The organism is Candidatus Omnitrophota bacterium (assembly GCA_041648975.1).
GTDB lineage: Bacteria > Omnitrophota > Gorgyraeia > 2-01-FULL-45-10 > 2-01-FULL-45-10 > JAQUSE01.
Genome location: JBAZNZ010000004.1, coordinates 41,120 through 56,326, shown reverse-complemented (window position 1 = coordinate 56,326; position 15,207 = coordinate 41,120). Strand labels below are relative to the sequence as shown.

Below are 15,207 nucleotides of genomic sequence, written 5' to 3'. Positions count from 1 at the left end.
CAGAGAGATAATATGAATATAAAGAATATTATAAGCACAGCGTCGAAATTATATAATGAGGTTCTTGGCCTGTTTGCTAACGACATGGGCATCGATCTTGGCACAGCTACGACCCTGGTTTATCTAAAAAACCAGGGTATCGTTTTATGCGAGCCTTCAGTCGTCGCGGTCCAGGCCGGCACTACGAACGTCCTTGCCGTCGGCGAAGAGGCCAAGAGGATGCTCGGCCGCACGCCGGGCAACATAGTCGCGATCAGGCCTATGCGGCACGGCGTAATAACGGATTTTGAAATATCAGAGGCGATGCTGCGGTATTTTATAAAAAAAGTTAATAAGGCGAAACCTCTCGTCCGTCCAAGGATAGTTATAGCGATCCCTTCCGGCATAACAGAGGTGGAAAAGAGGGCGGTGAAGGATTCGGCCCTGCATGCGGGCGCAAGAGAAGTCTTCATGATAGAAGAGCCGATGGCCGCGGCTATAGGCGTAGGCTTGCCGATACAGGACCCGTCCGGTAATATGATAATAGATATAGGCGGCGGGACGACCGAAATGGCCGTCATATCCCTGGCCGGCGTTGTTTTCTCCAAATCTGTGAGGGTCGGCGGGGACGAACTGGACGAGGCGATCATAAATTACATGAAAAAGAATTATAACCTCATGATTGGTGAGAGGACCGCAGAAGACATAAAGATAAAGATAGGCTCAGTATATCCGCTGGAAGAAGAGCTTAAACTTGAGGTCAAGGGACGCGACCTTGTCGCGGGATTGCCGAAGACGGTCACTATAACCAGCGAAGAGATAAGAGAGGCGATGGCAGAGCCTATAGCGCAGATACTTGAAGCCGTAAGGATAACTCTTGAACGCACGCCGCCCGAACTTTCGTCGGATCTTATAGAGAAGGGCATAGTCCTCGCGGGAGGAGGCTCTCTCTTGAGGGGCATAGATAAGCTTATTTCGGAAGAGACGGGGCTCCCCGTCCACCTGTCGGAAGACCCGATGACCGCGGTAGCTCTCGGCACAGGCAAGGTATTGAGCGAGATAAAATATCTGAAGAAGGTGACCGTTACACCCAGGCTCGAAAGGTAATAGCTTTTAGCTGATAGCTGATAGCTAAAATTAAGATGTGCACACCTCAAAAAACAACATCCTGAAATTTGCGCTAATAGCCGTCCTGCTGGTACTCCTGATAGCGAATTCCAAGAATATAATAAGCCCCGCGCGTATTAAAGTGACAGATGCCGTTTCAAGACCCCTGAAATATTCCCATGGATTTTTTTCCGCGTTCAAAAGGATCGTACCGTTCGCCTGTTTACGGGAAGAGAACGGCATCCTCCGCGATAAGATCAGCCTGCTGTCCAGGAAGCTGGAAGAGGCAAAGATGGTATACGACGAGAATGAGAGGCTTAAATCTTTTATAAATTTCAGGAAGGCCGTTCCGCATACGACTATTCCCGCCCAGGTTATCGGCAGGGATCCCGCCAACTGGTCGAACTCGATCATAATCGATAAAGGGCTCTCTAACGGCATCAGGCAGGACAGGGCTGTCCTGTCGGTTAAAGGGTTGGTCGGCAGGGTGGTCGAGGCGGGCAGGCGTTCGAGCAGGATCCTGCTGATAACAGACCCGAATTCCAAGGTCGGTGTATTGATACAGAAGAACAGGCAGGGCGGCATACTGGTCGGCAGGCCGGACGGCATGTGCAAGATGATATACATCGCTCTTGATTCCGATGTAGCCAAGGGCGATAAGATAATAACGGCCGGATTCGGCCCTATATTCCCTAAAGACATACTTGTCGGCGAAGTAACGGGCATAAGTAAGGAACCCGGCAGGCTTTATAAGACGGCGATCGTCAGGACGACGGACGACCTTTCGAAATTAGAAGAGGTATTGTGTATAAAATAAACAGGATATACGTCTATGTTATATTGCTGATAGCGTTGTTCATCCACCTCACCGTCCTGGACTATGTGAAGATATTCGGCGCAAAGCCGGACATAATGCTGGCATGCGTCATTTTCTTCGGCCTCTTCGCAGGAGCGGGCATGGGCCTCGAGAGCGGTATAGCCGCTGGTTTAATGAAAGACCTTTACAGCCTGGACTTCTTCGGGATAAATACTTTCGTATTCGCGCTCACCGGCCTTTTGGCCGGCATGCTTAGTACTAATTTTTTCAGGGAATCGAAGAGGACTCAGGGCTTGCTTGTATTATTTTTTACCATATTTTCCATGACAATGCATTATGTCCTCGTCTCAGTATTTTCAAAATGGCTCGACCTTCGTTTTTCGGAGTACCTCTTCACTTCTATAATACCCGCCGGTATCTACACAAGCCTTGTGGCAGTTCCCATATTTTCGAGATTCATCGCCATGTATGACCCGAGGGAGATCGAAGAGCTGTTATGAGAGACAGGATATTGACTTCCGCAATTTCCGCTTTTTTCATTATGCTGGCGGTCGGCCTATTTTACACGCAGATAATCAGGTGTCCATACTATACGAAGCTTTCCAAGAATAACTCCATACGCATAATACCCATAGACGGGCCAAGGGGCATAATATTCGACAGGAACGGGATACCGCTTGTGTCGAACCGGCTCTCGTTTGACGCGGCTGTAATCTACCGCGAGTTGAGCGACAGGGCAAAGCTCGTCCGCGTATTGAAAGAGACGCTAGGGATGTCCGGCATCGAAATAATCAATTCCCTGGAAAAGGCGAGCCTCGGGCCTTACACCGCGGTGACGATAGCGGAAGATGTGGACAAGGACAAAGCCGTCATGCTCGAAGAGGCAAGCTTTAATATAGGCGGACTCGTGGTCGAGACAAAGTCCAAGCGCGATTACAGGCTCGGCAAAGACGGCAGCCACATATTCGGTTATTTAGGAGAGGTTGCCGAAGAGGAATTAGAGGGCTTAAGGGAGTACGGTTACCGCATGGGAGACCTTATGGGCCGCTCCGGTCTCGAGAAATATTATGAATCTTACCTGAAGGGGGTTGACGGCGGCACGCAGATAGAGGTCGACAGTAAGGGTCGTCAGACACGGGTGCTTGGTTTGAAAGAACCCTCCGTCGGGAAAGACCTGTATCTGACCATAGATGCCGACCTGCAGTCTACGTGCGACAGATTGTTGGGAGAGCATAGGGGCGCGGTCATAGTCATGGATCCAAGGAGCGGCGAGGTGCTTGCTCTCGCCAGCCATCCGCCGTTCGATCCGAACATCTTCGTGAAACCGAATACATCCGGCCGGAGGGAATTTTTATTCACGAACAAGGCGGGAAGACCCATGTCAAACAGGGCGATATCGGGATTGTATCCACCCGGCTCAGTATTCAAGATAGTGACCGCGGCCGCCGCCCTTGAAACGAGAAAGATATCTCCGGATACTATCTTTACCTGCCCGGGGTATTATAAGCTGGGTTCCGCGAGGTTCAATTGCTGGAAAGAGACGGGGCACGGGCCGCAGAACTTGCGTAAGGGTATAATGAATTCCTGCAACTTCTTTTTCTACAGCGCGGGAAGAGCGGCGGGAGTCGACGCCATGGAGTCGTATGCCAGGCTTTTCGGATACGGCGCGCTTACGGGCATAGACCTGCCGGACGAGGTGAAAGGGCTGGTCCCCGGAAAAGCATGGAAACGCTCCGCGGGGAAAGGCGCATGGTATGAAGGTGAGACGGTGAACTACGCGATCGGCCAGGGCTATCTTATGGTAACGCCCATACAGGTGCTCTGCATGACCTCTGTTATTGCGAATGGCGGCAGTCTCGTCAGGCCGTATATAGTGAAAAAGATAAACGGAGATGAGATGCGCTCCGAGAAAAAGAAGAAGATAGGCCTTAGGACCTCGACGATCCAGCGCATAAGGGAAGGGATGTTCGATGTCATAAATGACCCGAACGGGACGGCCAAGCGCGCAAGGGCAGAGGGTGTGGTCGCCGCGGGCAAGACCGGCACGGCAGAGAATCCTCTGGGAAAGACGCATGCCTGGTTTGCCGGATTCGCGCCGTACGACGATCCCAGGATCTGTGTAGTAGTATTTCTCGAACATGGGGGCAAGGGCGGAATAGAGCCTGCCGCGATCGCGCACGGAATATTCGAGGAAGCGAAAAAGAAGGGGTATCTGTAAATGAGGATCTTTAAGGACCTTGACAAGACGCTCATTACCGTAACGTTCCTTATCTTGATAATAGGCCTATTGTCCGTATTCAGCGCTACGCAGGCGAAGGCGCTACCGTTCGCCGAAAGCTATCTGTTCCGGCAAGCCAATTTCGTGATCATCGGGATCGTCTTTTTAATAATATGCGTATCTGTCTCATACCAGAAATTTATCGACCTGTCATATATATTTTACGGGATAAATATTATACTGCTGGTGCTGGTGCTTGTATTAGGACACGCCAGGCTTGGCGCCCAGCGATGGATCTCCATCGGCGGGTTTGCGTTCCAGCCGTCTGAGTTCATGAAGTTAAGCGTTATCCTCGCTCTATCGAATTACGCGGGCACCAGAAAAAATTCCATGAGCGGTTTTACGGGGATCGTCGGCCCTTCTGTATTGCTGGCCGTGCCGTTCGTTCTCGTCCTTCTCCAACCGGACCTTGGGACCGCGCTTCTGTTGATCCCTGTTTTTTTCTCTATACTGGCCGTAAGCGGAGTTAATTTAAAATATGTGGCAGGCATGATCATGTTGGGCCTTGCCGGGCTTCCTTTCTTCTGGCACGGCTTACGCGAATACCAGAGGCAGAGACTCCTGGTATTCCTTAATCCTAATATAGATCCTTTAGGGGCAGGATATACTATTATTCAGTCGAAGATAGCTGTAGGTTCGGGGGGATTCTTTGGAAAGGGATGGATGAACGGCACTCAAAACCAGTTGAATTTTCTACCCGAAAGGCATACCGATTTCATATTTTCGGTGATCGGCGAAGAGTGGGGATTTTTAGGAGCCGTGCTGCTGATCCTATTGTATTTTATCATCGTAAAACGCGCGTTCAATATAGCCGCGCTCACAAACGATATGTACGGGAAGGCGATAGCTACCGGCATCGGCGTGATGTTATCGCTTCAGGTGATAATAAATATATCGATGACGATAGGGCTTATGCCTGTCGTCGGCATACCGCTTCCTCTGGTGAGTTACGGCGGATCGAGCCTCATCACTACGCTCATCGCGATCGGGCTCTTGCTGAACGTCGGCATGCGCCGCTCGACGTTTTAATTTTTCGCATCTCAGTCCGCGTGGAACTTGCGGGCAGTTGCCTATGTGGAATCAAATTTTTACGGGTCCTGCTGCTCCTTCGACTTTTTCTTTTAAAGGGCTCGTTTGGGGTTTACAATCTCCCTATTTCTTTATACTAAAAGGTGTAGATAACGGTCTAACTTGACACTGAAGTCATGACATTAAGGTATATTCTGTGCGCGTATCTGTACTGCCCCATCCCAAACTTCGCCCTTATCGAGAAAAAGTCTGGAAGGAGCATCACCCGTAAAAATTTTCATATAGAAGCAGCGCGAACTTGATGCTTTCTTAGTAATAGATATTATTTATCCAAATAACTGGTTAAATATTTTAGTAAAGACGGTGTACAATTAAGATATGGTGAATAATAATGAATGATGCGATCGTAGGTAATCCTCTATATTGTTTTAGTGATGAATCAGGATATAAGGAGTTAGAGCAAGAGGATAATTGTTTTTGTTTTGCTGTAATAAGTCACCTCGGGGGAAACGTTGAGTTATTAGAAAAAGAACAATATAAATTTTGTGAACGAAAAAGCGGAGCTTCTTATAATGATCTTATTATGTTAAATGATATATTAACGAGACATAGATTGTATGCTAATGTCGTATATTATAATTTTAGCGATTCTAAAATCCGTGATATTATTATCAAGGCATATGAGGCTCGAAAAAATAGTAGTTTGCTTAATAATAAAGAAATATCATCCTTAAATAATTATGTATGGCTAGTTTCGTATGGCTTGACGCTTGTACATTCAATATTTGATATTGTGTCTTGTAAAGAAAGAATAAATAATATTTTTATAAAATACGACAGATATTCATTAAAAATTAGAGAACGTGAAATAATTGAGGAGCAAGCGAGAAGGTGGATAGATGAAAGACTGCGGGGGGTATCAAAAGCTGTTAACAGGTATGCAAACGCCCCTTATTTTAAGGGCGAAGAAGCGCTAGTAGTTAGTATCTCAGAAGCAGATGATTCAGAATATTGCGTGAAGATGGCCCATTCTCTCGCAAATGGATTCAGAAAATATTATAAAAAGGATAAAGAGAGCGAATTCAAAAAGATATTTCAAAAAAATAATAGATTTTTTACTGCAAATTTATCAAAATATTTTACTCAAGCAGAAAACATTGAGCAAAAGACTATAGGCAATAATTGAAATATGATCTCGTAGGGATGACCTATAAGGACGTTAATTTAGTGCTAAAAACCTAAGCCGACGTTATGTGAGCACATTGTCCCGCCTAGAATCTAACGCGAGGCGGGATCCCGCCCCGCGTATGTTTCCGGGCGGGAATAATATTAGGTCTTTGTGGGAAGCAGGTTGGAGGACGGCCAGGTGAGCGAAAAGCGAACCTGGCCGGCAAAAGGAAGTGGGGTGGGAATTTTTTACGGGTGACGCTCCTTCCAGACTTTTTCTCGATAAAGGGCGAAGTATGCCCGCCTGATCGCAGCAAGCTAAGTCTGGCGGGCAGGGATGGGGTGTCCCGAATACAGAAGAGAATAGTTCGGGCATATAGATACGCGCTTATGTCGTAGGGGAGGTTTAAACCTCCCCTACGACTACAGTTTGTAAACCCATACGAGCCCTTTAAAAGAAAAAGTCCAAGCCGCGGCAGCCTGCCCGCCTGAAGCAGTCTCTCGCTGGCAGGCGGGGACCCGAAAAATTAATGGGAAATATTTTCAGTGCTTAGGTTTAGGCGAGGCTTAATGGAGTTGAAAAGATGAATCTTGAAGAATTATTGCTGACGGTGCAGAAGCCCGGGAGGTATTGCGGAGGGGAGTGGAACTCTGTCCGGAAGGAGTGGACGGACGATAAGGTTAAGGTGCTCCTCGCGTTTCCCGACCTCTATGAAGTGGGGATGAGTTATCTCGGGACAAAGATATTATACGGGATACTGAATGACCGGGATGACTGCCTTTGCGAAAGAGTTTTTTCTCCATGGGGCGATTTCGAAGATGTTTTAAGAAAAAATAATCTCGACCTCTTTAGTCTTGAGACGAGAAGGCCCATTAAAGATTTTGACATAATAGGGTTCAGCGTTACCTATGAACTCGGATATACCAATGTGCTGAACATGCTGGACCTTGGGCGGATCCCGCTGAGGGCGCCGGAACGGACGGATGAGGATCCGCTGATCATAGCGGGCGGCCCTTCCTGTTACAACCCCGAGCCGATAGCGGAATTTATCGACGCATTCGTTATCGGCGACGGGGAAGAGGTCATCTCGGAGATCGTGGATGCGTACAAGGCCGGAGAGTCGAGAAAAGAATTATTGACGCGCCTTTCCAAAATAAAAGGTATTTATGTTCCGTCATTTTATAATACAGAATATAATGAAGACGGAACGCCGAAGAAATTTTCCATTATCGAGAAAGACGCTCCGGCAAAGATAATAAAACGATTTGTCGGAAATCTAGATGACGCGTATTATCCGGTCAAGCAGATAGTCCCGAATATCCAGATAATCCACGACAGGCTGATAATTGAAATAATGCGCGGATGCAAACACGGGTGTAAATTCTGCCAGGCTACGGTTACGTACAGGCCCTGCCGCGAAAGGTCGGTAGGGAAGATCCTGGAGCTTGCCCGGGAATCTTACGCCCGGACGGGCTACGACGAGATATCTCTTCTCTCTCTTTCCAGCGTCGACCATTCCCGCCTGCCGGAGATCATGGCGCGCCTTAACGAAGAGTTCGGCCCTCGGTCCGTGTCCATATCCGTGCCGTCGCTCAGGATAGAGGATGCGCTTAAAAACCTGCCGCTCCTGATATCGAATGTTAAGAAGGCGGGCCTTACGTTCGCGCCGGAGGCCGGAACTCCCGAATTGAGGAAGTCGCTTAATAAAGGTATCGACATAGAAAAACTGTTTCACGCCGCGCTGGAATCTTATAAGGCCGGGTGGCGGCACGTAAAACTATATTTTATGATAGGACTGCCGGGCGAAACCGAGAAAGACCTGCTCTCGATATCTGAGATGATATACAAGATCTCCGACCTTAAGAGGGAGGTTGACGGAAAGTCCGCCCACATCACCGCCAGCATAAATGCCTTCGTCCCGAAGCCGCACACGCCTTTTCAGAGAGAGCCCATGGACAGCGCCGCTATCCTGAATAAAAAGATCGACTTATTGCGGAAGTCGATGAGGTCAAAGATGGTCGAAATGGATTTTCATTCCGTCAAGATGAGTTATCTTGAAGCTGTCTTTTCGAGAGGGGACAGGGCTCTTGCCGCTGTTGTGTATGAGGCCTGGAAGTCCGGCGCGCGTTTTGACGGATGGAAAGACAGGTTCAATTTCGATCTCTGGATGGCGGCGTTCGAGAAGGCAGGCGTCGACCACTCGTTCTATGCCGGCAGGGCCCGGCTTTCCGATGAAATATTGCCCTGGGATTTTATCATCATAACATCTTGAAGCGCCCCCTGTTTGACAAACTGCCATATATATAGTATACTTTCCATAAAATTAATATATTAGGGATATAATCTCATTTAGGAGGATATTATGAATATCTTCAAGCGTTTAACCATAGTCCACAAGGGTTTGAGATACAAACTTCTTCTCGCCTTCAGCCTGATGTCTATCATACCTCTCCTCGCTTCGATGTATATTATCTCGACTTATGTTTTTCCGAATCTCGACGGAATATCTACCATAAGTGTCGTGCTGGTCTCTTCGATAATAATAGCTATTCTGGGCCTTGCCCTGGCTAAGGGGCTGGTGGATCCCGTAATTGATATGGCTATCGAGGCCAAGATAATGGCCAACGGCGAATATGACAGGAAACTGTCTGTGTCGAGCGAAGACGAAATAGGCAACCTGGCATATTCGATAAACACCATGACCCAGAAGATAAGATCGAACCTGGATGAACTGAAGAATTACGGACAGAGGATGCGGGAGATAAATGTAGACATAAACAAAAAGGTCCTGGCATTGTCGAGCCTCCTGCAGGTCGGGGACATGATCTCGGCAGGCTCCATACAGCTCGACCCGCTGCTGGAGATGATAACGGAAAAGTCCTCGCTGGTATTCGATACAGGTTTCGGCGCGCTGTACATGCCCAAGGCGGGGAATGGGGATTTTTCGGTAAAGACCTCTTACAACCTCGATAAGGAGAGCCTCGATAACCTGGTGATCAGGAAGACCGGCCGCAGTGTCCTGGAAAGGGCCGTGCAGGAACGCGCTATTTTTGTCCTGGATAAAGGGATGAAGCCGTCGAAAGAGGTGGAAGAGTTGAAGGCCGGATACGGATTAAAGAATATCATAGCCGTCCCTTTGTTTTCCGGACGAAATAACCTGGGGCTTTTTATCGTCGGCAGCAGGGCCGATGATTTCAAATTCAAGAACGACGATATAGAGATGATCAAGGTATTCGCAAAACAGATAACGATAGCTATCGAGAGCGACATATTGAACAGGAAGACCGAAGAGCTTTCGATAAAAGACGATTTGACAGACCTTTATAATAAGAATTTTATCGTCACACGGCTCGAGGAAGAGATAAAGCGCTCGATATTCTATCAGAGGCCTTGCGCGTTCATCGTATTTAATATCGACAATTTCAAGAACTTCAGGGAGACGCACGGTGAGCTGGCCGCAGAAGAGGCTCTGAATAAGATGGCCAAGCTGATAAAGGACAATATCCCGCCGGTAGGCAAGGCGGCGAGGGTCGGCGTGGATGAATTCGCTGTCCTCATGCCGGAGAAGAACAAGAAAGAGGCGACCGATATCGCCGAAGACCTTAGGAAAAGGATAGAAGCCGCGAATCTCGTAAGAGTAGGTAAGGCCGCGCTTACCGTTTCATGCGGTGTCAGCGAAAACCCGATCGACGGGGCGACCGGAGACGAATTATATAAAAAGGCCATGAATTTACTCAAAGAGGCGAAGACGGCCGGGAAGAACAGGGTCTTCGCTTAAAATTAAAATTTTTTTGAGAGGAGAACGATAGATGCCTCACGACATGAATAAGCTATTGAAGATGATGGTAGAGAAAGGCGCTTCGGATATCCATATTACCGCGGGAGCGCCGGTCGTTATACGCGTAGACGAAAAACTCATCCCGGTTGAAGGAGGTATCCTCACCCCGGTGGAATCGAAAGAGCTGACCTATAAGTTGCTGAACGACGCGCAGAAAGAGAAGTTCGAGCGCGAATTGGAGCTTGATCTGGCTTTCGGAGTATCCGGCCTGGGCCGGTTCAGGGTGAATGTCTTCAAGCAGAGGGACTCTATCGCGTGCTCGATAAGGGTGATACCGCACGACATATGGCCGTTAGAAGAATGCGGCCTGCCTATCGATGTCGTGAAGGACTTATGTAACCGTCCGAAAGGGCTCGTGCTTGTCACAGGCGCTACCGGAAGCGGAAAATCGACGAGCCTGGCATCGATGATAGATTCGATAAACGCCGCAAGGCCGTGTCACATTGTAACAGTCGAAGACCCTATAGAGTATCTTCACAGGAATAAAAAGGCCATTGTCAACCAGCGCGAGCTTGGAAGCGACACCTATTCATTTACCGGGGCCCTTAAACATGTCCTGCGCCAGGATCCCGATGTAATATTAATAGGGGAATTAAGGGATCTCGAGACGATAGAATCCGCGCTTATAATCGCAGAGACAGGCCACCTCGTTTTTGCCACGCTCCATACATCGGATTGCGTCCAGACGATAAACAGGCTCATAGACGTCTTTCCCGCTTATCAGCAGGCCCAGATAAGGACGCAGCTTTCATTTGTCCTTATAGGCGTTATGGCCCAGCAGTTGCTGCCGAAGGTCGGAGGCCACGGCCGCGTCCTGGCTGTAGAGATTTTATTGATCACGGCCGCTGTACGCAGCATGATCAGGGAGTCTAAGATCCATCAGATATATTCCGTCATGCAGACCTCGCAGAAAGAGGGCATGAGGACAATGAACCAGGCCCTTTATGAACTATACCAGAAGAAGCTTATATCTTACGAAGAGGCACTTGAGAGATCCACTGATGTCGATGATCTTAAGAGGATATTTAAAAAGTAGGCGTGATAGTAAAGGTTTCCGATGTCTCCAATAAGACGTATTGTCTCGAAACAATTGGGTGAACTTCTACTGGAAAGAGGCGTGATAAACGAGTCGCAATTGGCTAAGGCCTTGAAGGTTCAGGAGGAGAAGGGCGGCCTGATAGGCCAGATAATGGTCGCGATGGGTTTCGCCAAGGAAGAGGAGATAGCGCAGGCCCTGACCGTCCAATACGGTTTCCCCTATCTTCCTCTGGAATTTTATGAGGTGAATAGCGAAGCCGTCAAGATGATACCCGAGCACGTCGCTAAACAATATAACCTTATAGCTATAGATAAAATAGGCGACCTCCTTACGATAGCGATGTCGAATCCGCTGAATTTCCAGGCAGTTGAGGATATAGAGATGCTTACGAAGTGCAAGGTCCAGGTCTTCGTGAGCACGATGACCGACGTGACTAACGCGATAAGCAAGAACTATAACCGCCATTGAGACGCGGTTTTGCGCGATCATAGGACCGGATAAATATGGCTACAGAATTAAAAGAGAAACTTGCGAAATTACTGGTCGATAAGAAGCTCATTAAACCTGCCGATCTCGAAAAGGCCATTTCATTCCAGAAGGAAAAGGGCGGGTCTTTAAGCGATATACTTATCAGCCTGGGCCTTGTATCGAAAAGCGACCTGATGGTTACACTTAGCCAGGGGCTCGGCATACCTCCTATAAACCTCTCACGCTATAAGATAGATCCCGCTGTCATAAAATTGGTGCCGAGAAAGACAGCGAGAAATTACATGATCCTGCCGATATCGAAGATCGGAGACACCTTGATGATAGCCATGGCTGATCCTCTTAATATATTCGCGATAGACGATATAAAGACGCTCACGGGATATAAAATAAGCCCGGTCATCGCGTATGAAAAGGATATCAGGGAGGCGCTCGGCCATTATTATGACGAGGATGCTTATGCGGCGATAGAGAAGATAGTGGGCGATATCGATGACCTGAAGCTTATTGATAATCTCTCCGGCGAAGAATCGCAGAGTTCCACAGACATATTGAGGATGACCCAGGATGCGCCTGTGGTCAAGATCACCAATATGCTTCTCGCGGAAGGCGTTTCAATGCGTTCCAGCGATATACTTATCGAGCCTCTCGACACCGAGGTCCGTATAAGATACCGCGTTGACGGCATATGGCGCGAAGGCAAGCGGTCGCCGAAGGCATTCCAGAACGCCATAATATCCAGGATAAAGGTAATGTCGGACCTGGACATAGCGGAAAGACGACTGCCTCAAGACGGAAGGTTTAAGGTAAAGTTGAGCGGCAGGGAAGTGGACTTCAGGGTCTCGGTTCTTCCGTCCAGCCGCGGGGAAAAAGTCGCGTTGAGGATCCTGGACAAGTCCCAGGCTACCCTTGATATAGAGAAGCTGGGATTTGACACCCGGTCCCTGGAGGAGATAAAGAAAGCCGATTCAAAGCCGCACGGTATGATCCTGATATGCGGGCCGACCGGATGCGGCAAGACCACCACCCTTTATTCGGTAATGCAGCATGTGAATTCTCCCGAAAAGAATATCGTCACTGTCGAAGATCCTGTGGAGTATATAATCGAAGGCATAAATCAGGTCGCCGCAAAACCCGATATCGGGCTTACTTTCGCGAGTGTCTTACGCTCGATATTGCGCCAGGACCCGAATGTTATAATGATAGGGGAGATAAGGGACTTCGAGACTGTCGATATAGCGATCAAGTCGGCCTTGACGGGCCACCTGGTCTTAAGCACACTGCATACGACGACGGCTACCGGTTCCATAGTCCGCCTTATTAACATGGGCGTCGAACCGTTCTTAATAACCTCATCCTTAATAATGGTAGGCGCGCAGAGGCTTGTCCGCAAGATATGCCTGAGCTGCAAAGAGCCTTTCGAACTCGGCAAAGATATGGCCGAAAAGCTTAAGATAGATACTGATAAGAAGGGCGTTAAGTTCTATCGCGGCAAAGGGTGCAATAAATGCCTGGGCACGGGTTATAAGGGAAGGACGGCGTTACTTGAAGTTTTGCCGGTAACTTCAAGAATAAAGGTCCTTATACTGGAAGAAGCCCAGGAATATAAGATACGGGAAGAGGCCAGGCGTGAAGGCATGAAGACTCTCAGGGAGAACGGGATGCAGAACGCGCTCGACGGCGTGACAACCCTGGACGAGGTGCTTCGGGTAACAGTCGGGGAACAGGACCTGGATACGGTATGATAGAATCATTCAGATATAAGCTCATAGACCTTCTGGTTAACGGTAAGATGGTAAAGCAGAAGGATCTTGACCGCGCCCTCGAGATACAGAAAAAATCCGGAGGAAGTCTTGGAAAGATATTGATCGGGAACGGTTTCGTATCGGAAAAGGACCTCATGGTGGTGATGAGCCGCCAGCTTAACATGCCTCCTATAGACCTGACGAAATATAAGATAGATAAGTCGCTTATCCCGCTGATCCCGGAGAAGATGGCCAGGCAGTATTCGATAATACCCGTATCGAAGATCGGCGGCGTCCTTACGATAGCTATGTCGGACCCGCTTAATATACTCGCGATAGACGATATAAAGATGCTTACCCATTTCCAGATAGACCCTGTGATAGCCACAGAGAACGACATCATGCAGGGGATACATAACTATTACGGGGGCCATGCGCAGGAGATAACAAAGCTCCTGGAGGAGGTCTCTTCGGAGGCCGTAGAGATAGAGAAGGTGGAAGAGGAAGACAGGGTCGATATAAGCGAGGTAGCCGAAGAATCGAAAAGCGCGCCGATCGTAAAGATGGTGGGCCTGATATTGAATGAAGCCTTGAAACGCCGCGCGAGCGATATACATATCGAACCGTGCGAGAAGAACCTGAGGATACGATACAGGATAGACGGCAGCCTGCACGATGTATTTTCACTGCCTAAGAAGAACCAGAACGCCGTCCTGGCGCGCCTTAAGATCCTGTCAAGGCTCGACATCACCGAGACGAGGATGCCGCAGGACGGACGTTTCCGGATAAACTTTCTGGGGAACGAGATAGACTTCAGGGTGTCGGTTCTTCCCGTGGCGTTCGGCGGAAAGATAGTTTTAAGGGCGCTCGACAAATCGAGCCTAAGCATCGGGCTGGATAAGCTCGGATTCCTGCCGGGCCCGCTTGGCACCTTTAAGACCGCGCTTGAAAGGCCGTACGGTATGATACTTGTTACCGGCCCTACAGGCAGCGGAAAATCGACGACGCTCTATTCGATAGTAACGCAGCTTAACACGCCGGAACGCAATATAATTACTCTTGAGGATCCGGTCGAGTATGAGGTGGAAGGCATTACTCAGATACAGGCAAGGTCCGAGATAGGGTTGACTTTCGCAAACGGCCTTAAGTCCGTATTGAGGCAGAGCCCGGACATAGTGATGGTGGGAGAGATAAGGGATTTTGAGACCGCGGATATCGCTATCAAGGCCTCGCTTACCGGGCAGCTGATCCTCAGCACCCTGCACACTAACGATTCAGCGGGCGCGATAACCCGCCTGATAGATATGGGAGTCGAGCCTTTCCTTGTCGCGTCGAGCCTTGTCTTGTCGTCGGCGCAGCGCCTCATGAGGAAGATATGCCCTAATTGTAAAATGGAAGTCGAGATCCCGAAGAACGTATTTGAAAGGGCAGGCTTTAATATCGATGAAGTGGTTAAAAAAGACAGAAAGGTATTTTTTAAGGGCAGGGGCTGCCCTAAATGCAGCGATACGGGATATTATGGAAGGATAGGTATTCTCGAAGCCCTCCTTCTTGATGATTCTATACGCGATATGGTAATGAAAAAGAGCGGCAGTGACGATATAAAAAATTACGCCGTAAAAGAGCTCCATATGAAGACACTGAGGGATAATGCCATAGAGAATTTTGTGAACGGTGTCACGACGTTCGAAGAGGTCTTGAGAGTCACTTCGGAGGATTGA

12 protein-coding genes are annotated in these 15,207 nt (G+C 48.6%); all 12 read left to right on the top strand.

The genetic code is table 11. From position 1 onward, the window contains the following. Positions 1-12 precede the first annotated feature (12 nt). The 12 genes from WC592_01885 (at position 13) to WC592_01830 (ending at position 15,207) form a co-directional block, all read left to right on the top strand. The gene (locus tag WC592_01885) at positions 13-1,086 is read left to right on the top strand and encodes a rod shape-determining protein (protein ID MFA4981208.1); all 1,074 of its coding nucleotides are present in this window, start codon (positions 13-15) and stop codon (positions 1,084-1,086) included. A 37-nt stretch (positions 1,087-1,123) separates the two neighbouring features. After that, positions 1,124-1,903 (top strand): rod shape-determining protein MreC, encoded by a 780-nt coding sequence (gene mreC / locus WC592_01880; protein MFA4981207.1) that lies wholly within the window; start codon positions 1,124-1,126, stop codon positions 1,901-1,903. Beyond that, positions 1,891-2,403: a rod shape-determining protein MreD gene (gene mreD / locus WC592_01875; protein MFA4981206.1), complete on the top strand. Its 513-nt coding sequence runs from the start codon at positions 1,891-1,893 to the stop codon at positions 2,401-2,403. Before mreC ends, mreD begins: the two co-directional genes overlap by 13 nt. Beyond that, entirely contained in the window at positions 2,400-4,121 is a 1,722-nt protein-coding gene (gene mrdA, locus WC592_01870) for a penicillin-binding protein 2 (protein ID MFA4981205.1), read from the top strand. Before mreD ends, mrdA begins: the two co-directional genes overlap by 4 nt. Next, on the top strand, positions 4,122-5,210 hold the full coding sequence (gene rodA / locus WC592_01865) for a rod shape-determining protein RodA (protein MFA4981204.1): 1,089 nt from the start codon (positions 4,122-4,124) through the stop codon (positions 5,208-5,210). It abuts the gene before it with no gap. Positions 5,211-5,601: 391 nt separating this feature from the next. Beyond that, positions 5,602-6,396, top strand: a complete 795-nt coding sequence (locus tag WC592_01860) for a hypothetical protein (GenBank protein MFA4981203.1) — start codon at positions 5,602-5,604, stop codon at positions 6,394-6,396. 565 nt (positions 6,397-6,961) lie between these two features. Beyond that, positions 6,962-8,650: a TIGR03960 family B12-binding radical SAM protein gene (locus tag WC592_01855; protein ID MFA4981202.1), complete on the top strand. Its 1,689-nt coding sequence runs from the start codon at positions 6,962-6,964 to the stop codon at positions 8,648-8,650. A gap of 90 nt (positions 8,651-8,740) precedes the next feature. Further along, on the top strand, positions 8,741-10,156 hold the full coding sequence (locus WC592_01850) for a diguanylate cyclase (protein MFA4981201.1): 1,416 nt from the start codon (positions 8,741-8,743) through the stop codon (positions 10,154-10,156). Between the two features lie 31 nt (positions 10,157-10,187). Next, positions 10,188-11,252: a type IV pilus twitching motility protein PilT gene (locus WC592_01845; GenBank protein ID MFA4981200.1), complete on the top strand. Its 1,065-nt coding sequence runs from the start codon at positions 10,188-10,190 to the stop codon at positions 11,250-11,252. A gap of 21 nt (positions 11,253-11,273) precedes the next feature. Beyond that, positions 11,274-11,723, top strand: a complete 450-nt coding sequence (locus WC592_01840; GenBank protein MFA4981199.1) for a hypothetical protein — start codon at positions 11,274-11,276, stop codon at positions 11,721-11,723. 35 nt (positions 11,724-11,758) lie between these two features. Further along, a complete protein-coding gene (locus WC592_01835) occupies positions 11,759-13,486 on the top strand; it encodes an ATPase, T2SS/T4P/T4SS family (GenBank protein MFA4981198.1) in 1,728 nt (575 codons plus the stop codon). Beyond that, a complete protein-coding gene (locus WC592_01830) occupies positions 13,483-15,207 on the top strand; it encodes a GspE/PulE family protein (protein MFA4981197.1) in 1,725 nt (574 codons plus the stop codon). Before WC592_01835 ends, WC592_01830 begins: the two co-directional genes overlap by 4 nt.